Source organism: Streptomyces sp. NPDC047002 (genome assembly GCF_040704505.1).
Taxonomy (GTDB): Bacteria; Actinomycetota; Actinomycetes; order Streptomycetales; family Streptomycetaceae; genus Streptomyces.
On the sequence record NZ_JBEYWC010000010.1, the window covers coordinates 119,834 to 139,362 of the forward strand.

Genomic DNA, 19,529 nt, shown 5'->3' on the forward strand with positions numbered 1-19,529 from the left:
ATGCGCTGGTCCCAGGTGGTGTCCGCCCGTACGAGCGAGACGGTGGCGGCGCCCGACGTGCCGCCGGGCCCCGGCGAGGTCGCCGTGCGCACGGCGGTCTCCGGCATCTGCTCGTCAGAACTGCCCGCGTGGGCCGGGCACAAGGGCGGGGAGCCGACCCGGCTCGGACACGAACTGTCCGGCGAGATAACGGCGTTGGGCAGCGGCGTGTACGGCTGGCGGGTCGGCGACGCCGTCACCGGCTTCGCCTCGGGCGCGTACGCCGACACCGTCAACGTACCGGCACGCGCGCTGCTGCCGGTGCCCGCGGGCGTCGCCGTGGAGGAGGTGCTCGGGGAGCCCGTGGCGTGCGTGCTGGAGGCGCTGTCGCGCAGCGGGCTGCGACCGGGGCAGCGGGTCGCCGTCGTCGGCCTCGGCTTCATGGGGCTGATCGCGCTCCAGGCCGCGGCGGCACACGCGCCCGCGGTGCTCGTCGGGGTCGACCCGGTGCCCGAGGCGCGCGCCCTCGCCACCGTGCTCGGCGCGCACGAGGTGTGCGCGCCCGAGGACGCGCAGGAGCGCTCCTTCGACGTGGTCGTCGAGTTCACCGGCACGGCGCGGGGCCTGCGCTGCGCGGGCCTGCTCACCGCGGCCCACGCCACGCTGTGTGTCGGCGGCTACCATCACAGCGGCCCCCGCGAGCTCGACGTCGAGCTGTGGTACCGGGGCGTGACCCTCGTCAACGGCTTCACCCCGCAGCGCCACCGCCACCTCGCCGCGCTCTCCGAGGGCCTCGCCCTCATGGCGGCCCGCCGCCTCACCCTCGCGCCCCTCCTCACCCACCGGGTCCCCCTCACCGAGGTCGACCGCGGCTTCGCCCTCCTCCACGACCGCCCCGCGGGCTTCGTGAAGTGCGTGGTGTCCCCGGGCGGCGCCTGAGGCCCGCGGGCGGCCGCTCGGGGTGCGCGCCCCAGCTCACGGCCGACGCGCGGGTGTTGTCGTACCCCGCTGGGAGGATGGCGCCATGACGAAGATCCAGGGGTATGTTGCGGCCGGGTTCGAGCCCGTGCGGGAGGCGTTCGCCGCCAACTTCGTGCGGCGCGACGACATCGGTGCCGCGGTGTGCGTCTACCGGGACGGCGAGCCGGTGGTGGACCTGTGGGGCGGGAGCGCGGACCCGGAGGCCGGAGTCCCGTGGGAGCGCGACACGCTTCAGCTGGTGTATTCGGCGACGAAGGGCGCGACGGCGACCGCGGCGCACCTGCTGGCGCAGCGCGGCGAGCTCGACCTGGAGGCGCCGGTGGCGTCGTACTGGCCGGAGTTCGCCGCGAACGGCAAGGCGGGCATCACCGTGCGCCAGCTCCTCGCGCACCGGGCGGGCCTGGTCGCGCTCGACCGGCCGGTGCCGCTCGCCGACGCGCTCGCCTGGCAGCCGATGGTGGAGGCGCTGGCCGCGCAGCGCCCGCAGTGGGAGCCCGGCACGGCGCACGGCTACCACGGCAGGACCTTCGGCTACCTCGTCGGCGAGGTGATCCGCCGGGTGTCGGGGCGCACGCCGGGGCGCTTCTTCGCCGAGGAGATCGCCGCCCCGCTCGGCCTCGACTTCTTCATCGGCCTGCCGGACGAGGAGCAGGAGCGGGTGAGCGCCATGGTCTACGCGGAGCCCGCCGTCGACCTCGCCACCGTGCCGCTCGACAGCCTCCCCGAGGAGTACCGCCCGGTTCTCGCCGCGCTGCGCGACCCTGAGTCCCTCGCCAACAGGGCCTTCGCGATCACCGATCCGGCCGCGATCGACTTCGATGCGCCCGAGGTGCAGGCGGCGGAGATGCCCGCGTCCAACGGCATCGCCACCGCGCACGCCCTCGCCCGGCTGTACGCGGCGCTGATCGGCGAGGTCGACGGCGTGCGCCTGCTCACGCCGGCGACCGTGGCCGCCGCGACCGCCGAGCAGTCGGCGGGCCCCGACCGGGTGATGGCCTTCCCCAGCCGCTTCGCCACCGGATACGCGCTGCCGACCAAGGCGGCCCCCCTGACGGGCCCCCGCGCCTTCGGCCACCCCGGCAGGGGCGGCTCCCTCGGCTTCGCCGACCAGGACCGCGGCCTCGCCTTCGGCTACGTGATGAACCACATCGTGGAGAGCCCGGGCGACATCCGCGCAGCCTCCCTGGTGGAGGCCGTGCGGACGTCCCTCGGCTAGGCCGCGCCCCGGAGGCCGCGCCCGGCCCGCGCTCCGGCGTCCGGGCCGGGGCCGGGGCGGCGCGGCGCTGCGGGTACGGTCGGATGTCATGCCGCCGCGCGTCCTGACCTCCGTCACCCTGCCCCGACAGCGCGGTGGTGCGGTGCGGCCGCCGGCCGGCCGCGCGGGCGGCCGGCGCGCCGGGGCGTGGGGCACGGCGCTCGCGCCCGCGCTGCTCGCGCTGGCGCTCGGCCTGTGGGGCCTCACGCGGCAGGACTCGATGTGGCGCGACGAGTCGGTGACGTATCAGGTGGCGCACCGCGGCGCCGGGCAGATACGGGACCTGGTCGGGCACGTGGACGCGGTGCACGGCGTCTACTACCTGCTGATGCACGGCCTGTTCCGGGTCTGGGACGGCGGCCTCGTCACGCTGCGCCTGCCGTCCGTGGCGGCGACGGCGGCAGCGGCCGCGCTGGTCGCGCTCACCGGGCGGCGGCTCGCCGGGGCCCGCGCCGGCCTGTGCGCGGGCACGGTGTTCGCGCTGGCGCCGCTGGTGCAGATGTACGCGCAGGAGGGCAGGTCGTACGCGTCGGTGTGCGCGCTCGTCGCGCTCGCCACATACCTCCTCGTACGGGCCCTTGACGGCGGCGGCCGGTGGACCTGGGCCGGGTACGCGGCGGCGGGCGCAGCGGCCGGCTGGCTGCACGAGTTCGCGGTCCTCGCGCTGGTGGCGCACGGCGTGACCGTGCTGACCTGCCGCACGAAGCGGCGTGCGCGGCGCCGGTGGGCCGTCGCCGCGGGCGCGGCGCTCGCCGCGGTCGCGCCGCTCGCGGTGTTCAGCACGGGCCAGTCGGACCAGGTGTCCTGGATCGGCGGTCCCGGCGCCGCGCAGTGGGCGCAGATCACGGCGGTCATGGCGCTCGGCGCCGGGTGCGCGTACGGCGCGGCGCGGCTGCCGCGCCCGCCGGGCCGCCGGGCCGGGCCGGTCCCGCCCGCCGGGCTCGGGCTGCCGCTGCTGGTCCTGCCGACCGCGCTGCTGCTGGCCGCCGCCGTGTACCGGCCCGTCTACCTGGACCGCTACGTCCTCTACTCGTACGCGGGCCTCGCCCTGCTCCTCGGGCAGGTGCTCGACCTGCTGCTCGCGTACCGCCCGGCGCCCGGCGCCCCCGCCGTGCGGCGCCTCGCGCCGTACGGGGTGCGGGCGGTGGCGGCGCTCGCCGTTCTCGCGCTGCTGCCGGTGACGCTGGAGATGCGGACGCCGGAGAGCCGCAAGGACGACGTGGCGGCGATCGCCCGCGCGGTGCGGCAGGTCTCGGCGCGCGGCGGCGCGGACGGCGTGCTGTTCCTGCCCGCGCGGCGGCGCGAGTGGCGGCTCTCCTACCCGGGCGCCTACCGGGGCCTGCCCGACCTGGCGCTGCGCGGCACCCCTGCGGGCACCGCGACGCTCGAAGGCGTGGAGGCGCCCCCGGCGGCCGTGGCGCGCCGGGTGCTCGCGGCCCGCAGGATCGTCGCGCTCACCGACCCGCCGGGCCAGCCCCTCGACACGGACCGCGCGGAGAGAGCCAAACGCGCCCTGCTGCGCGACCACTTCGCCGTCTGCACCCGGGTGCAGGCCAAGGGCGCCCAGATACTCCTGTACGCCCGCCCCGGCGACTGCCCGCCCGGCGCGCGCCCCGGCACCGCAGCACGCTGAGCCACCGCCCGGCGCGCGTCCCGGCACCGCGTCCCCTGCCCGCCGGCAAGCGGACCGGGCGCCGCGCCGTCAGGATGGAGGGCATGACTCCGGCCACCTCCCGTACGACCGTGCTGCTCGACGCCCTCGCAGGGTACGGGCCGTTCTTCGGGTGCGACAGCCACGCGGCGGGCTCGGCTGTCGCGGACGGCTGGTTCCCGCTGGCCGCGTTCGTCGACGACCCCGCGGCGGTGCACCGGCGGGTGCGGGCCGTGCGGGAGCGGCTCGCCGCCCGGCACGGCGTCGCGCCGGACGCCTTCGAGCGCAGGATCGCCGTGTCCGTGTGCCATCTGGGTTTCGCCGCGCGCCTCATCTCCCCGGTGCTCGCGCTCGCCGCGCTGCACGACCTGCCGGTGGCGCCGCGCCTCGACACCCTGCGGATGCGCCCTGCGTCCTGCGGCACCTTTCCCCTGTCGCTCCCCCGCGACCTGCTGACGGGGCCGGGCGTGGAGGTCGAGGACGCCGCCGACGCGCTCGTCGCCGGGGTGCTCGGGCCGCTCGGCGACGCCTTCGCCGCGCTCTCCGTCTCCCGCCACCTCCTGTGGGGCAACGTCGCGTCCGCGGTCGGCGGCGCGGTCGTCTCACTGGTGGCGGCCGCGCCGGAGCGCACAGGCCCGGTGCGCGCTGCGGCCGCCGCGCTGCTGGCGAGGCCCGAGCTCGCGGGGACGTTCGCCGCGGAGCAGGACGGCGGGCTGCGCCGCCGCAGCTGCTGCCTGTACTACAGGGCCTCGCCCCGCGCCGAGCGCGCCACCGCCGTCTGCGGCGACTGCGTCCTGGGCTGACCAGGACGTACGGCCCCGGGCGCCCGGCACGCGATCGGCGCGCGGCGCGGGCTCAGGCCGCGGCCCGCGCGGGCGCCGGCAGGTCCGCGAGATCCGCCAGGTCGAGCACGAACCGGTAGCGCACGTCGCCCTTGCTGAGCCGGGCGAGCGCGTCGGCGACCCGGGCCGACGGCAGGACCTCCACGTCGGCGGCGATCCCGTGCTCCGCGCAGAACTCCAGCAGCTCGGCCGTGTACCGCAGCCCGCCGGTGCCCGAGGACGTGAGCCTCTTGCGGCCGTGGATCAGGTCCATGATCTGCACCGTGGCCGGGAGCGGGTAGCCGAGCACGGCCACCGTGCCGTCGAGGGCGGCCATGTGCAGGTACGGGCCGAAGTCGTGCGGCGCCGGCACGGTGTCGAGCACCAGGTCGAAGCGCCCGCGCGCCGCGGGCGAGGCGAACCGGTCCGTCGTGAGCACGTCGGCCGCGCCGAGCGCGCGGGCGTCGGCCGCCTTGTCCGCGGTGCGGCTGAGGACGGTGACCTCGGCGCCGAGCGCCGCGGCCAGCTTCACGCCCAGGTGCCCGAGGCCGCCGAGGCCCGCGACGGCGACCCGGCTGCCCGGCCCGATCCCGGCCGCGCGCAGGGGTTCCCACATGGTGATCCCCGCGCACATCAGCGGCGCGGCCGCCGCCGGGTCGAGCGCGTCGGGCAGCCGGTGGGCGAACGGCGCGCGCAGCACGTACTCGCCGCTGTAGCCGCCCCTCGTCGGCGTGCCGTCGACGCGGTCGGTGCCGCCGTAGGTGGTGGTGGGGCCCTCGTAGCAGTAGTTCTGCTGTCCCGCCTCGCACATCGGGCAGGCGCCGCAGGAGTCGACGAGGGTGCCGACCGCGACCCGGTCGCCCGGCGCGAGCCCGGTCACGGCGGGTCCTGCCTCGGTGACCGTGCCGGTGAACTCGTGGCCCGGCACGAGCAGGCCCTCGCCGAACAGGTTCTTGATCCGGTGCAGGTCGCTGTGGCAGACGCCGCAGTAGTCGACGCGCACCGCGACGTCGTCGTCGCGCAGGTCCCTGCGCTCGATGGTGACGCGGTCGAGCGCGAAGGTGCCTTCGGCGTTGCTCTGCCAGCCGGTGGTGGTACGCATGAGCTCTCCAAAAAACAGACAAACTTTTCGGTCTGTTTTGGAGCCTAGCCCGCCCCGGGTGAAAAGCAAACCAACCATTCTGTTTGTTAGAGTCGGCTCCATGCCCGACCTGCCGACCACGCCGCGCGGCGCCGCGACCAGCCGCCGCATCCTCGACGCGGCCGCCGAGGAGTTCGCGGGGCACGGCATCGCCGGCGCCAGGATCGAGCGCATCATCGCCGCGGCGCACACCAACAAGGCCCAGGTCTACGGCTACTTCGGCAACAAGGAGGGCCTCCTCGACGCCGTCGTGGCCGACTGCGTGGAGCAGAGCACCGACGCGCTGCCCTTCGACGCCGAGGACCTGCCGGGCTGGGCCGTGCGGATCTACGACCAGAACCTCGAACGCCCCACCCTGGTGCGGCTGATCGCCTGGATCAGGCTGGAGCGGCGCCCGGTGGGCCGCTGGTTCGACAACGTCGAGCACGCGCACAAGATCGAGGCCATCACGCGGGCCCAGGCGGCGGGCCGACTGCGCCCCGGCGACCCCTTCGACCTGCTGACCCTGGTCATCTCCATGGCGAGCGCCTGGTCACCTGCGAGCAGCGTCTACACCGCCACCGCCGACGAGCCCCCGGCCGAGCACGACCGCCGCCGCGCCCTCCTGCGCGCCTGCGTGGCGGGCGCCGTCGCCCCCGCCCCGCCCGCCGTCTGACCCGACTCCCGCGGGGTGCGCTCAGCCCTGCCCCGGCGGCCGTACGAGGACCATCCGCACGTCCGCCAGATCCACCGCCGCGCCTTCCTCGTCCACATAGGCGACGCGCAGCGTGCCGCCGGTGCTGCGGCTGCGGCGCAGTGCGCTCGGGCCGCCCTGCGGCGGGCAGTGCCGGTCGCCCCACTGCTGCAACGCGCCGAGCGCGACGAGCAGTTCTCCGCCCGCGGGCGTCAGGTGGTACGAGAGCCGCGCGCGGCTGCCCGCCTCCTGGTAGGAGCGCTTCTCCAGGATGCCGCCGTCGACCAGGGCCGCGAGCCGACGGGTCAGCAGGTCGGTGGAGATGCCGAGTTCGTCCCTGAAGTCGCTGAACCGTACCGTCCCCGAGAGGGCGTTGCGCACGATGAGGAACGTCCAGCGGTCCTTGAGGTACTCCAGGCTGCGGGCGATGGAGCACACGGGGTGGTCCGGCGTGATCTCTGGTTGCTTGCCCACGGCCTCACCGTACCACTGGCTTGGTTTTCCGAACCCATGAGGTAGCTTGGAATAACGAATTCAGATGGCCCGGCGCGCACCGCGCCACGGAGGGCCGCGGAGGGCCTCGGAAAAGGAGCACACCGTATGCGTCTCGACGGATCCGTCGCACTGGTGACAGGGGCGAACCGGGGGATCGGCGCGGCCCTGGTCGACGCCCTTCTGGCGCGCGGCGCGAGCAAGGTCTACGCGGCCGCACGCGACCCGGAGAGCGTCGGCCGCACCTCGGCCCGCGTGGTGCCGCTGCGCCTCGACGTCACCGACGAGGCGCAGGCCGCGGCGGCCGCGGCCGCCGCGCGGGACGTGACCGTGCTGGTCAACAACGCGGGGCTCGGCGACGCGACACCGCTGCTCGGCGACTCCCTTGACGGCCCGCGCGCCGCCATGGAGGTCAACTACTTCGGCACCTGGCGGGTCTCCCGCGCCTTCGCCCCGGTCCTCGCGGCGAACGGCGGCGGTGCGCTGGTCAACGTCCTGTCGGCGGCGTCCTGGTGGGCGATGGACAGGGCGCCGGGCTACTCGGCGTCCAAGGCAGCGCAGTGGTCCCTCACCAACGCCCTGCGCCTCGGCCTGAAGGCGCAGGGCACCCGGGTGCTCGGCGTCCACTGCGGCTATGTCGACACCGACTTCAGCGCCTGGACCAAAGCCCCGAAGCTGACCGCGCGCGAGGTCGCCGAGGGGACCGTGGACGCCGTCGAGGCGGGGCAGGACGAGGCCGTGCTCGACGGCTTCAGCCGTGCGGTGAAGTCGGCGCTCCCCGGGGCCGTGGCCCGGCTCCAGGCGCTCACCCCTGAGGACTTCCCGGCCTGACCGCTCCCCGGCGCGCACCGGCCGGGCGCCCTCGTGGTGCGGGCGTCTCGGGCCGGCCCCGGACGGCTCGGCCCTGTCCGGACACACCACGGGGGCGGCGCCGTGCGGCGCCGCCCCCGCGGTGCGGTGGTGCGGTGGTGTTACGAGGTGCGCCGGCGCCTGCGGAGCACCGCGGCGCCGCCCAGCGCGAGCAGGAGCGCCGCGCCCGCGGCGACCGGGACGGTCACCGAGGGGGAGTCGGCCGCGCGCGAGGCGAGGCCGGAGTCGTCGAGTCCGCCGCCCATCGGGCCGGTGATCTTGACGTTCTTCGCCGGCTTGGGCGCCTTCTTCGGGATGGACCTGATGGTGGAGACACGGCCCTTCTTGTCCAGCAGCACCTGGACGTTGTTGGGCCGCTTGAAGTCGAAGAAGTTCTTCAGGGTCCCGGCGCGCGAGTCGAAGGACGCGTCACCGATCTGCTTCGTGGACCAGTTCTGCTCGACGAAGCGGGTGATCGACGCCTGCTCGGTCAGCGTGTGGTCGACCGCGTCGGTCTTCGCGTAGGGCGAGATGACCAGCATCGGCAGCCGGGGCCCCGGGCCGCAGCGGTCGGCGTAGCCGCCCTTGGCCTTCGGGCCCTGGCGGCAGGCGACGGCGTCGGTGGGCTTGCCGTTGGAGCCCTTGGTGGTGTCCTTGGAGCCGTTGAGCACCGGCGGCGCGACGTGGTCGTACCAGCCGTCGGAGTCGTCGTAGGCGACGACGACCGCGGTGGACTTCCACTCGGCGGACTTCTGGATCTTGTTGATCTCGGTGACGAGCCAGTTCTGCTCGTCGAGCGGGTCCGAGTTGCCGGGGTGGGCGTCCTGGTACTGCGCGGCCTTCAGGAACGACACGGCCGGCAGCTTCTGCGCGGCGAGCGCCGCGTCGAAGTCGGTGAGGTCGTAGTTGTGGTTCGCGCGCCCGCTGTGGCCGATCTCGTCCACACTGGCGGGCGCCAGGTGGTGCGGGTTCGACGTCGACTTGTAGTACTCGAACGGCGAGTGGTGCGGGCTGTAGTCCACGACCGCGGTGCCGCCGACGTTCTTGTGCGTGGCCTCGCACTTGGCGTACGTGCCCTGGGTGCCGTCCCACGCGGTGGTGGGCCGGAAGCCGCCCTGGAACCAGCCCCAGCTGACCTTCTTCTGGTTCAGCAGGTCGCCGATGTTCTTGCCCTGCATCGCCGCGAGCGGCGTGGTGGCGGTGTGGTTGGTGTCCGAGCAGTCGTCGTAGGCCGGGTCGGGGTCGCCGATGACCGTGCCGACGCCCTTCTTGTCCGGCGAGGCCAGCACGGCGGTGCTCGGCGTCTTCGTCTGCTTCGGCTTCTCGGTGCCCGATGCGGGGTCGACCGAGATCACACCGTGCGTCTGCCCCGAGACCAGGTTGAGCGCGCCGGGCGTCGACGGGCCGAAGTTGGAGCCGTAGGAGTTGTCGCTCAGCGTGTAGTGCTGTGCGTAGTTCCACAGGGCGGTGGTGGTGTTGCCGTCGTAGTAGTCCATCGAGAGGCCGGGCTCGCCGAACAGGCCGCCGGAGCAGGTGTCCGTCTCGGTGTTCTGGACGAACTTGTCGGCCCTGCCGTTGTCGTAGGCCAGCTGCTCAGGACCGTAGTTGTGGTTCTGCGAGCAGGTCTGCGCCTCGTCGGGGCCGAGCCGCTTCGGGGCGTACTGGTTCGGGTTCTTCTTCAGCAGCTTCGCGTTCGCCAGGTTGTTCACCTTGGGCGTGCGGCCGGAGGCCACGAAGGGCGTGCCGTCCGTGTTGGCGGCCTTCGGGTACGTCGCGAAGTAGTGGTCGAAGGACTCGTTCTCGTCGAAGATGACCACGACGTGCTTGATCGGCGTGGTGGTCTTCGCGCTGTTGTCCTTGGCCTTGTGGGCAGCGGCGGCCGGGGCCGCCGAACCGCCGAGCGCGACGAGCGCGGCGGCCGCCGCGAGTGCCGCGGCCTTCCCCGCGCCGCGCCGGCCGGGCGCCGCCATGGCTCTTGCACCGAACATCTGTCACCTGTCCATGCGGGCGCATCGGCCACAACCCCGCGGGCGTGCCGTCATGCGCTGTGTCGGATTTCGGTAAGCATGTTCCGTGAGCCGCACATCCGGGCGCATGGCACGAATCTGGCCGTGCGGTGAATGGTTGGTCAGCACATACCCATGAATCGGCTGTGGGACGGTATGGAGCGGCCGTCGCGACCGCAAAGAGGGGCCTCTCCCGCCGACTGACCGATCGGCCGCCCGCCGCGCCGCTGCCCACCCGCGCCGGCCGACGACTCAGGACCGACCCCCGCGCCCGCACCGTACGTCTCGCGGTGAACACGGGCCCCTCGGCGTAGCCCCTGAGTCGGACGCGGGGACACCACCACCGGCGGACTCGCAGGACCCCCTCCACTCCCTAGCGTTTCCGGTGAGCGAATCGGCCGTGGCAGAGAGGGAGACCGGACATGTACGGCAAGGCCCGCGCACCCGAGTACCAGGGAACCCTGGGGGCGACCCTGGAAGTGAACTCGTCCTACGAGGAGGTGCTCGTGGCCGCGAAGCGCGCCGAGGAGGAGGCGTCCACGGCGGTGGAGCGTGCGCGGGCCCTGCTCGCCGTCGCCGAGGCGCACCGCAGGCTCGGGCAGGCCGCGGCGGCGGGCGCCGCCTGGCGGGCGAGCTACCGCGCGGCCCGGGAGGCGGAGGAGCCCGCGGCGATGGCGTGGGCGCTGTGGAGCGGTGGCACCCTGGCCAGGCAGTGCGGCTCGCTGCCGCTCGCGCGCCGCCTGCTCGAACTGGCCGTCTCGCTGGCCCGCGCGGGCGGCGACCGCACCGCGCGCGGCTACGCGCTCGCCGGGCTCGCCGAGACCGGCCGCATCCAGGGGGACTACGAGGCCGTCGCCGACCTGCACGAGGAACTGCTGCGCGAGGCGCGGGCGCACGGCGAGGCCCGGCACATCGTGTGGGCGATGTCGGGGATCGCGCAGATGTGCCGCAACACCGGGGAGTGGGACCGGGCGCTCGCCCTGTTCGAGGAGTCGGCCGCGATCGCCGCGGAGGCGGAGGACCACCGCGGCTCGGCCTGGTCGCTGCGGGGTGTCGCGGACGTCCTCTCGCTGCGCGGTGAGACCGACCGCGCACTGCTGATGCTCTCCCGCGCCGCCCGCACCTGCCGCGAGCTGCACCTCGCGTCCGCGCTCGCCTACAACCACAAGATGCGCGGCAACGTCCTCTACCGCGCGGCCCGTTACCCCCAGGCACGGCGGGCCTACACGGTCGCGCTGACGGAGTTCGCCGCCATCCAGGAGCCCAGGGGCACCGCCCTCGCCCGCCTGGGCCTGGTCAAGACCCTCGCCCGCCTCGGCCGCCCCGCTCCCCTCACCCTCGCCGACCTGGACGCCCTCGACACCGAGTTCGCCCGCATCGGCCTCTCCTACGCCCGCCGCACCATCACCGAGTTCCGCGCCCAACTCCCCGCCCTGGCCGCCTGACCCCGTCGCCGCCAGGTCGCCCCGCGCGCCGCCGGGGTGCGGGCCCCGGGGCGCGGCAGCGTCTTCGACATGCTCTCGTGGCCGGTGCGGCTCGGCCCCGCCGCCCCTGACCGCGTACGGCCGGCGCGTCGCGGCCCCTCATGTCCCGTCCGCCGCCGCGAGCAGCGTCGCCAGGTCCAGCTTCTTCATGGTGAACATCGCCTTCATCGCGCGGTCGACGCGGGCCTGGTCCTGGTCGGCGATCAGGTCGGTCATGGCGGCGGGGACGACCTGCCAGGACAGGCCGTACTTGTCCTTGAGCCAGCCGCAGGGCCCCTCCTGGCCGCCGTCGCCGACGAGGCGGTCCCAGTACGCGTCGACCTCCGCCTGGTCGGCGCAGTCGATCTGGAAGGAGACGGCCTCGTCGAAGGTGAACTCGGGGCCGCCGTTGATGATCGTGTACGGCTGGCCGTCCAGCTCGAAGTCGACGGTCAGGACCGTGCCGGGGACGCCGGGGCCCGCCTCGCCGTAGTGCGAGACCCGGTTGATCCGCGAGTTCGGGAAGACGGACACGTAGTACTCGGCCGCTTCGAGGCCGTTCGTGTCGAACCACAGGTTGGGGATGAGCTTGGGCATGGTCTCCTCCGATGGGTTGCCCGGTCGGGGCGCGGGCGGCGGCCGCGGACCGCGGCCGCGGGACCGCCGTGCCGCCCGTCGTACGCCTCTCTACGGTGGATAGGACCCCCGGCGCGCGCGAAACTCATCGACACCACCGGTACCCGGCGGGCAGGCCGGGACGCACCGGCGCCGACTCGGCCGACGTCCTGGACAATTGGGCTTTCGGATGAGCAGTGCGAGCGGAGCGCGGCGGTGGGCGCGCCTCCGCGTGGGGAGGGTCGTGGCGAATGAGTCGACGTGCCGGCGGTCTGGCGGGGAGCTGGGCACAAGCGCAGCGCCAGCAGCAGCGGCAGTACGAGGCGCAGCAGCGTGAGCGTGCGGCGTACCAGCGTGAGCAGGCGCGCCGGCGGCAGGCGGCGGCGCGCGCCGACCGGCAGCAGCAGGCACAGTACAAGCGGGAGCGCGAGGCGGAGGCGCAGCGCCGCACCGCCGAGCTGGAAGGGCGGGTGGCGGAGCTCGCGGGGCTGCTGGTGAAGGGGTGCGGCGCGGCGCCGTTCCGTACGGCGTCGCTGCTGCGGACGCAGGGCGCGCTCGAACCGTTCGCGCCGGGCGCGCTCGCCCGGCCGGTGCCCATGCCCGACCCCGCGCGCTACCAGCCTGAGGGGCGGGGCTGGTCGCATGCGCGGCGGCAGGCGGCGCGCAGCGAGGCCGAGCAGCGGTACGCGCACGACCTGCGCGCCGCGCAGCACGCCGAGGACCAGCGCAGGCGCCAACTCGACGCGTACCGGCGGCAGTACGACGCCTGGGCGGCGGGCAGGCGGGCCGAGACGCAGCGCCACAACGACTCGGTGCGCGCGATGGAGGCGGGCCTGCGCGACGGCGAGGCCGAGACGGTGGTCGAGTACTTCACCGCCGCGCTGTACGCGTCGACCGCCTGGCCCGACGAGTTCCCGCGCCAGGTGTCGGCGGCGTACGACAGGGCCGCCGCCGAGCTGGTGCTCGACTGGGAGCTGCCGCCGTACGACACCGTGCCGGAGGCGAGGGCCGTACGGTATGTGGCCGGCGCGGACGAGGAGCGCGAGACCGCGCGGCCCGCGGCGCAGCGGCGCGCGCTGTACCGCGACGCGCTCGCGCAGTCCGCGCTGCTCGTGGTGCGGGAGGTGTTCGCGGCGGACGAGTTCCGCACGGTGGGCGCGGTGTCGTTCAACGGCTTCGTGGAAGGACCGGACCCGGCGACGGGCCGGCGCACCCGGGCCGTGCTCGCTTCGGTCGCGGTGGGGCGGCAGGACTTCGACGCGCTCAACCTGGAGCTGGTCAGCCCCGTGGACTGCCTCGTCGCCGGGCTCGGCGGCCAACTGTCGGCCAAGCCGGACCAGTTGGCGGCGGTCGCGGCGGTGCGACGGCCGGACGAGGTGAGTACGGGCGTGGTCGTGTCGCACGGCGGTGGCGAGGAGCCCGACCTCTTCGAGATGGACCCGCTGGAGTTCGAGGAACTGGTGGCCGACCTGTTCAGGGCGCGCGGCATGCGGGCGCTGACCACCCGCAGGTCGGGCGACGGCGGTGTGGACGTGGACGCGCTCGACCCCGACCCGATCAGCGGCGGCAAGATCGTGGTGCAGGTGAAGCGGTACCGCAACACCGTGCCGCCGACCGCGGTGCGCGACCTGTACGGCACGGTCCAGGACCAGGGAGCCAACAAGGGCCTGCTGGTGACGACTTCGGGTTTCGGCAACGGCTCCCGCACCTTCGCCAACGGCAAGCCGCTCCAACTGGTCTCGGGGCCCGAGCTGGTGGAGCTGCTGCACCGGTACGGGCTGCGCGGCCGGCTCGGCCCCGCGGCGGGCGTCCCGGCGCAGCGCGCGGGCGACACCCTGGTGGACGCCGCGGCCGACCCGGACGCCGGCACGCTCGGCATGATCTGGGCGGGCGGTGTGGCGCTCGACGTGTGCGCGCTGGTCTGCCGGGGGACGCGGGTGCTCAGCGACGACCACTTCGTGTTCTTCAACAACCACCGCACGCCGGACGGTTCCGTCGCCATGGTCGACCCGGTCGGCGGCGACCGCGCGGCGATCCGCGTCGCCTTCGACCGGCTGCCCGCCGGTGCCGACCGGGTGGTGCTGGTCGCCGCCGTGGACCCGGTCGCCAACCCGGAGGCCGACCTCTCGGGCTTCACGGAGGCGGGGATCAGGCTGCGGGACGCGGCGGGCGCCGAGCTCGACCGGCTCGGCGTCTCGGACGGCAGGCCGGGCGAGACCGCCCTGGTACTCGGCTCGTTCCGCCGCCGCGCGGGCGGCGACTGGGACTTCGTCGTCGGCGGCAAGGGCTACCGGGACGGACTCGAAGCGCTGGTCGAGGACTTCGGGATAGAGGTGGAGTAGGCCAGGGGGCCGCGCTCCCGGGGCCCCCGGTGCCCCGGTCACGCGGCCCCGGTCACGCGGGCCCGCCGCCCCGTGGCCACGCCCCGGGCCGCGCGCCACCCCGAAGCCCCGCGCCCTCAGGCGTAGTCGGGCAGCTCGATGGCCGTGTGCGCGGCGCGCTGCTCCTCCACCCGCAGGCCCGCAGGGTCGCGCAGGGCCGCGTTGCGCGCGTCGATCATCTCCTGGGTGGCGGGGGTGACGACCGTGCCGCCGCTGCTCGCCAGGGCCTGGTTGCGCTCGGCGAAGGGCCGTACCACCCGCTCGTACGCGGCGAACGCCTCGGCGTGGCCCGGGCGGGTGGCCAGCTCGCCCGCGAGCACGTACGCGCCGACGAGGGCGACGCTCGACCCCTGCCCCGAGAGGAACGACGTGGCGTGCGCGGCGTCGCCCGCGAAGGCGACGCGCCCGCGCGACCAGGTCGGCAGGTGGATCTGGCTGACGATGTCGAAGAACAGGTCGTCGGCCTCGCGCATGGCGGCGACCAGCCGCGGCACGTGCCACACCTGCTCGGGGAAGGTGGCGGCGACCAGGTCGCACTGGGCCCCCGGGTCGCGGAACGCCTCGATCGGGGGCTCCTCCTGGCGGAAGGTGAGGAAGCCGTGCAGCCGGTCGGACGGCTCGTGCGCGTAGAGGACGGCGGCCCTGCCCGGCTCGTTCCAGATCACGCCCTCGTGGGCGAGGCCGAAGTCGTTGCGCAGGGTGAAGCCGGCGAAGGTGTAGCCGAGGTAGTGGTGGTACGGCTCCTCGGGGCCGAGGACCAGGCCGCGGGTGTGCGAGTGCAGCCCGTCGGCGCCTATCACCAGGTCGAAGGCGCGGCGCTCGCCGCTCTCGAAGGTGATGTCGACGTGGTCGCCGCGGTCGTCGAGCGTGGCGATGGAGTCGTTGAAGCGGAACTCGACGCGGTCGTCGATGGCGTCGGAGAGCGCCCGCGCCAGGTCGCCCCTGCGCACCTCCAGGTCGAGGCCGCTGTCCCCGCCGCTCACGGAGTCGGGGCGCAGCGAGCCGACCGGCTTCCCCTCACCGTCGAGGAACGAGATGGTCTGGGTGTCGACGTGCGCGGCGCGCAGCCGGGGGAGCAGGCCCATGCGCTCGACCACGGCGCGTGCCGAGCCGCGGATGTCGATGGCGTAGCCGCCGCCGCGCAGGGCGGGGGCCTTCTCGACGACGGTGACGTCGAAGCCGTGGCGGTCGAGCCAGTAGGCGAGGGCCGGGCCTGAGATGCTGGCGCCCGAGATGAGTACGGTGCGGTGCGCGGAGTTCTTCACGAGGGTTCCCCTTCCGAAGCTGCGGCGCCAGCATGTACCTCACTTAGGTATCTTTATGGAGGGCGTGAGCCGCCCGTCCGTGAGGCGCCGTGGAGTCGACTGTACATATACCTAACTTAGGTATGCAAGTGGAGGTGTGATGGCCGCAGAGGAACCGGCCGCGTCCCGGTCCGCCCGTCCCGACCGGGGCGCGGACGCCGCAGCCGAGGTCGCGATGGCCGTGCTGCCGCGGCTCACCCGGCTGAGCAGTGCCATCACCAGGGGAGGCATCGCCGACCGGGCCGTCGACGCGGTCGGCCTCTCGCTCGACCGGCCCGCCGTGGGGGTGCTCACCACGCTCCACATGGCCGGGCGGCCGCTGCGCGTCGGGGAGATCGCCGAGCGCATGCACGTGGTCGGCCCGCATGTCACCCGGCACGTCCAGGGGCTGGAGCGGCGCGGCCTCGTCCACCGCATCGCCGACCCGCACGACCGGCGCGCCAGCCTGATCGAGCCGACCGGCGAGGGCGCCGAGGCGGCGAACCGGTACGCGGTGTCGATGATCGGCTGGTTCACCGAGGCCATCGCCGACTGGTCGGAGCAGGACCGCAGGGACCTGGGCCGGCTGCTCGCCCGGCTCGCCGACGACGTCACCGCCCGCCTCGCGACGCTCGACGAACGGCCGCGGCCGGGGCGGTGACCCCGTGCCCGCGGCTCCCGTGCCCGCCTCCCCGTGCGTGGTGACGGCGGTGGGCGGGGGATAGCTTGGCCGCATGGTTGCTGATCCGGATGGTGGGCGCACGCTGGGGGACCGGCTTCGCACCGCTCGGGCCAGGGGGTTCGTGGGGCGGACCGCCGAGCGGGCACTCTTCGACGCTGTGCTCGCGGGCGAGGAGGCCGCCGCCGTGCTCTGGGTGCACGGGCCCGGCGGAATCGGCAAGTCCGCGCTGCTCGACCGGTTCGCGGAGGCGGCGCGCGCGGCCGTGCGGCCGGTCGTACGGGTGGAAGGCCGCAGGACCGACCCGGTGCCGGGCGCCTACGCCGACGCGGTGGCGGGGGCGCTCGGGCAGCCGGGCGTGGTGGTGCTCGCCGACACGTTCGAGCGGGCGGGCGACGCGGTCGAGGACTGGTTCAGGCGGGACTTCGTGCCGCGGCTGCCCGAGGACGCGGTGGTGGTCGTGGCCGGCCGGCGCGCCCCCGCGCCCGGCTGGCGGGCGGACTCCGGCTTCGGCGGCCTGCTGCGCGTGATCGGCCTGCGCGAGCTGCCGCCCGGGGACGCGGCGGCGCTGCTCGACGCGCGGGGAGCCCCCTTCGAGCTGCGGGAACGCCTGCTGGCGTTCGCGGGCGGGCACCCGCTGGCCCTCGCCCTGGGGGCCCAGGCGGGCCCCGGCGCGTCCGATCCCGCGGGCTGGGTGCCGGGGCACGACGTCATCAGGACCCTGCTGGCCGAGCTGGTGGGGTCGGTGCCCTCGCCCGCGCACCGGCACGTCCTGGAGATCTGCGCCCATGCCTACGACACGACGGAGGAACTGCTGCGGTCCGTCCTCGACGAGGACGAGGACGCCGGGGCTCTCTTCGACTGGCTGCGCGGCCAGCCGTTCGCCGAGTCGGGCCCCGGCGGGGTGTACCCGCACGACCTGGTGCGCGACGTGCTCGACGCGGACCTGCGGTGGCGCGATCCGCGCGGGTACGAGGCGATGCACCGGGGCATCCGCCGCCATCTCCTCGAACGCGTCAGGTCGGCCAGGGGCCCCGAGGTCCCCAGGACGCTGGGCGCGCTGAGCTTCCTGCACCGGCACGGCGGCGTGATGCCGGACTTCGTGACCTGGCGCAGGCAGGACGACGTCCACGAGGACGGGGCGGTGCCCGGTGACCGGGCCGCCCTGCGCGCGCTGGCGGCCCGGGCGGAGGGCGCGGAGTCGGCGCGGCTCGTGGACTTCTGGTTCACCCGCAGCCCCGAGGCGTTCCACGTCTACCGGCGCGGGCTGGGCGAGGAACCCGTCGCGTTCATGGTGTGGCTGCGGCTGGCCGCCCCGGACGACGCGGAGACCGGCGCCGACCCCGTGGTGGCCGCCGCCTGGGAGCACAGCAGGGCGGCGGGCCCCGTGCGGGCGGGCGAGCACCTCGCCCTGGCGCGGTTCATGGTCGACCCGGCTGCCTACCAGCGCCCCTCGCCGGTCACGGACCTCGTGCAGATGCGGATCCTCTCCGAGTGGCTGCGGGCGACCCGGCCCGCCTGGTCCTACCTCGTGGTCGCCGACCCGAAGTTCTGGGAGGCCCAGATGGACTACCTGGACCAGCACCTGGTGCCCGGCGAGGTGGTGGTCGGGGACCGTACGTTCCGGCTGTACGCGCACGACTGGCGTGCCGTGCCCGTCGGGTCCTGGCTGGACCGGCACGCCGCCCAGGAACTGTTCGGGCCCCGGGCCCGTACCGCGCACCCGCGGCCCGACCTGGTGGTCCTCTCGCGCGAGCAGTTCGGCGCGGCCGTCCGCGAGGCGCTGCGGTCGTGGCGGCGGCCCGACCGGTTCGGCGCGGGGCCGCTGACGCGCGGCAGGCTCGTCGCCGATGCGGACGGGGAGCCGGCGGAGGCGCTGCGGCGGGTGCTGGCCGAGGCCGTCGAGGTCCTCGCGCACGACCCGGGCACCGCGCGGCTGCACCGCGCCCTCGTCACCACGTACTTCCGTTCGGTGCCCACCCAGGAGGCGGCGGCCGAGCGGCTCGGGCTGCCGCTGAGCACGTACCGCCGCCACCTCTCCCAGGGGATCGAGGAGGTGTGCGACATCCTGTGGTCGCGGGAGGTGTACGGCACGGCCGGGGAGTGACCGCGCGGCCGGGCCCGCGCCGCGGTGAGCGGAAACCGGGCGGCGAGTGGGCTTCCGGATGAGCACACGTCATGGCGACAGTGCGCGTATGACCTCAGAAGGCGCACTCTCCCCTTTCCCCCTCGCCGGCGCGGTGGTCCTGGTCACGGGCTCCAACCGAGGCATCGGCGCGGTCTTCGTCCGCGAACTGCTCGCCCGCGGCGCGGCGAGGGTCTACGCGGCCGCCCGCGCCCCGCGTCCCGCCGGGGACCCCCGGGTCGTGCCGGTACGGCTCGACATCGAGGATCCCGCGCAGGTGGCCGAGGCGGCACGGCGGTGCGGCGACGTGACCGTCCTGGTCAACAACGCGGGCGTGTTCCGCGGGACGCCGCTGCTCGGGGCGCCGTCGGACGAGGACGTCCGCGCGGAGATGGAGACCAACTTCTTCGGCACCCTGGCCATGATGCGGGCCTTCGCCCCGGTCCTCGGGCGCAACGGCGGCGGCGCCATCGTCAACGCGCTGTCGGTGCTGTCCTTCATCAACTACGCGGCCTGGGGCTCCTACAGCGCCGCGAAGTCGGCGGCCTGGTCGCTGACCAACTCGGCGCGCGACGAACTCGCGGGCCAGGGCACCCGCGTCGTCGCCGTGCACGCGGGCCTCGTCGACACGGACATGACCTCGGGTATCGACCTGCCGAAGATCGCGCCCGAGACGTTCGTGACCGGGGCGCTCGACGCCCTGGAGGCGGGCCGTATCGAGGCCCTGGTCGACGAGCACACCAGGACCTACCGCACCCTGCTCGCGGACCATCCGCACGGCACGCAGGCATAGCCGCACGGCGCGGCCCACGAGGGCGGCAGCGCCCGGCGCGCGGTCCTGTGCCGTCCTGGGGCGGTGCGTGACCTGGCTGGTCCTCCGGGTGGCCGAGGCGCGGCGGCGCCGTGCGGTGCGTCCATGCTTCGGCGGCGCCGCGGCCCGCGGAATCGGGAGATTCCGCCAACCCTCAGGCGCGGTCGGACCGTTCGGTCCGGGGCAGGCGGCGGGACCGCCGACAGGTCGCGGAGATCGACGATCGGGTGCTGGAGTATCATCGGAAAGTTCGTGAGCACATATCAGCGCTGACGTCATGCGGAGCGCTCGCTCGCCTCTCCCGCCACCGTGTCGATGTCCCTG

General features: G+C 74.8%; 16 protein-coding genes. 11 read left to right on the forward strand and 5 right to left on the reverse strand.

What is annotated here, in order from left to right:
* The 4 genes from AB0910_RS12725 (at position 1) to AB0910_RS12740 (ending at position 4,669) form a co-directional block, all read left to right on the forward strand.
* A complete protein-coding gene (locus AB0910_RS12725; RefSeq protein ID WP_366744573.1) occupies positions 1 to 918 on the forward strand; it encodes an alcohol dehydrogenase catalytic domain-containing protein in 918 nt (305 codons plus the stop codon).
* A gap of 85 nt (positions 919 to 1,003) precedes the next feature.
* The gene (locus AB0910_RS12730; protein WP_366744574.1) at positions 1,004 to 2,176 is read left to right on the forward strand and encodes a serine hydrolase domain-containing protein; all 1,173 of its coding nucleotides are present in this window, start codon (positions 1,004 to 1,006) and stop codon (positions 2,174 to 2,176) included.
* A gap of 88 nt (positions 2,177 to 2,264) precedes the next feature.
* Positions 2,265 to 3,848 carry a glycosyltransferase family 39 protein gene (locus tag AB0910_RS12735; RefSeq protein ID WP_366744575.1) on the forward strand — a complete coding sequence of 528 codons (1,584 nt, stop codon included), beginning with the start codon at positions 2,265 to 2,267 and terminating at the stop codon, positions 3,846 to 3,848.
* A gap of 83 nt (positions 3,849 to 3,931) precedes the next feature.
* On the forward strand, positions 3,932 to 4,669 hold the full coding sequence (locus AB0910_RS12740) for a (2Fe-2S)-binding protein (protein ID WP_366744576.1): 738 nt from the start codon (positions 3,932 to 3,934) through the stop codon (positions 4,667 to 4,669).
* 52 nt (positions 4,670 to 4,721) lie between these two features.
* Here AB0910_RS12740 and AB0910_RS12745 read toward each other — a convergent pair whose 3' ends face one another.
* The gene (locus AB0910_RS12745; RefSeq protein ID WP_366744577.1) at positions 4,722 to 5,789 is read right to left on the reverse strand and encodes an NAD(P)-dependent alcohol dehydrogenase; all 1,068 of its coding nucleotides are present in this window, start codon (positions 5,787 to 5,789) and stop codon (positions 4,722 to 4,724) included.
* A gap of 100 nt (positions 5,790 to 5,889) precedes the next feature.
* Here AB0910_RS12745 and AB0910_RS12750 point away from each other — a divergent pair, with 100 nt between their 5' ends.
* Positions 5,890 to 6,483 (forward strand): TetR family transcriptional regulator, encoded by a 594-nt coding sequence (locus AB0910_RS12750; protein WP_366744578.1) that lies wholly within the window; start codon positions 5,890 to 5,892, stop codon positions 6,481 to 6,483.
* Positions 6,484 to 6,504: 21 nt separating this feature from the next.
* Here the strand turns inward: AB0910_RS12750 and AB0910_RS12755 are convergent, their stop codons facing one another.
* Positions 6,505 to 6,975 (reverse strand): helix-turn-helix domain-containing protein, encoded by a 471-nt coding sequence (locus AB0910_RS12755; protein WP_366744579.1) that lies wholly within the window; start codon positions 6,973 to 6,975, stop codon positions 6,505 to 6,507.
* 126 nt (positions 6,976 to 7,101) lie between these two features.
* Between AB0910_RS12755 and AB0910_RS12760 the strand changes: the two genes are divergently transcribed.
* The gene (locus AB0910_RS12760; RefSeq protein WP_366744580.1) at positions 7,102 to 7,824 is read left to right on the forward strand and encodes an SDR family oxidoreductase; all 723 of its coding nucleotides are present in this window, start codon (positions 7,102 to 7,104) and stop codon (positions 7,822 to 7,824) included.
* Positions 7,825 to 7,964: 140 nt separating this feature from the next.
* Here the strand turns inward: AB0910_RS12760 and AB0910_RS12765 are convergent, their stop codons facing one another.
* Entirely contained in the window at positions 7,965 to 9,830 is a 1,866-nt protein-coding gene (locus AB0910_RS12765) for an alkaline phosphatase family protein (RefSeq protein ID WP_366744581.1), read from the reverse strand.
* Between the two features lie 440 nt (positions 9,831 to 10,270).
* Here AB0910_RS12765 and AB0910_RS12770 point away from each other — a divergent pair, with 440 nt between their 5' ends.
* Positions 10,271 to 11,293: a tetratricopeptide repeat protein gene (locus tag AB0910_RS12770; protein WP_366744582.1), complete on the forward strand. Its 1,023-nt coding sequence runs from the start codon at positions 10,271 to 10,273 to the stop codon at positions 11,291 to 11,293.
* A 138-nt stretch (positions 11,294 to 11,431) separates the two neighbouring features.
* On the opposite strand, the gene AB0910_RS12775 is transcribed toward AB0910_RS12770, so the two are convergent.
* Positions 11,432 to 11,908 (reverse strand): VOC family protein, encoded by a 477-nt coding sequence (locus AB0910_RS12775; protein ID WP_366744583.1) that lies wholly within the window; start codon positions 11,906 to 11,908, stop codon positions 11,432 to 11,434.
* 269 nt (positions 11,909 to 12,177) lie between these two features.
* On the opposite strand from AB0910_RS12775, the gene AB0910_RS12780 reads away from it, so the two are divergent.
* Positions 12,178 to 14,268, forward strand: coding sequence for a restriction endonuclease (locus tag AB0910_RS12780; protein ID WP_366744584.1), 2,091 nt, complete (start codon positions 12,178 to 12,180; stop codon positions 14,266 to 14,268).
* A 116-nt stretch (positions 14,269 to 14,384) separates the two neighbouring features.
* On the opposite strand, the gene AB0910_RS12785 is transcribed toward AB0910_RS12780, so the two are convergent.
* Positions 14,385 to 15,572: an FAD-dependent monooxygenase gene (locus tag AB0910_RS12785; RefSeq protein WP_366744585.1), complete on the reverse strand. Its 1,188-nt coding sequence runs from the start codon at positions 15,570 to 15,572 to the stop codon at positions 14,385 to 14,387.
* A 214-nt stretch (positions 15,573 to 15,786) separates the two neighbouring features.
* Here AB0910_RS12785 and AB0910_RS12790 point away from each other — a divergent pair, with 214 nt between their 5' ends.
* The 3 genes from AB0910_RS12790 to AB0910_RS12800 all read left to right on the forward strand — a co-directional run bounded on the left by AB0910_RS12790 (position 15,787) and on the right by AB0910_RS12800 (position 19,187).
* Positions 15,787 to 16,251 (forward strand): MarR family transcriptional regulator, encoded by a 465-nt coding sequence (locus AB0910_RS12790; protein WP_366744638.1) that lies wholly within the window; start codon positions 15,787 to 15,789, stop codon positions 16,249 to 16,251.
* 142 nt (positions 16,252 to 16,393) lie between these two features.
* The gene (locus AB0910_RS12795) at positions 16,394 to 18,376 is read left to right on the forward strand and encodes an ATP-binding protein (protein ID WP_366744586.1); all 1,983 of its coding nucleotides are present in this window, start codon (positions 16,394 to 16,396) and stop codon (positions 18,374 to 18,376) included.
* Positions 18,377 to 18,464: 88 nt separating this feature from the next.
* Entirely contained in the window at positions 18,465 to 19,187 is a 723-nt protein-coding gene (locus AB0910_RS12800; protein ID WP_366744587.1) for an SDR family oxidoreductase, read from the forward strand.
* Positions 19,188 to 19,529 lie beyond the last annotated feature (342 nt).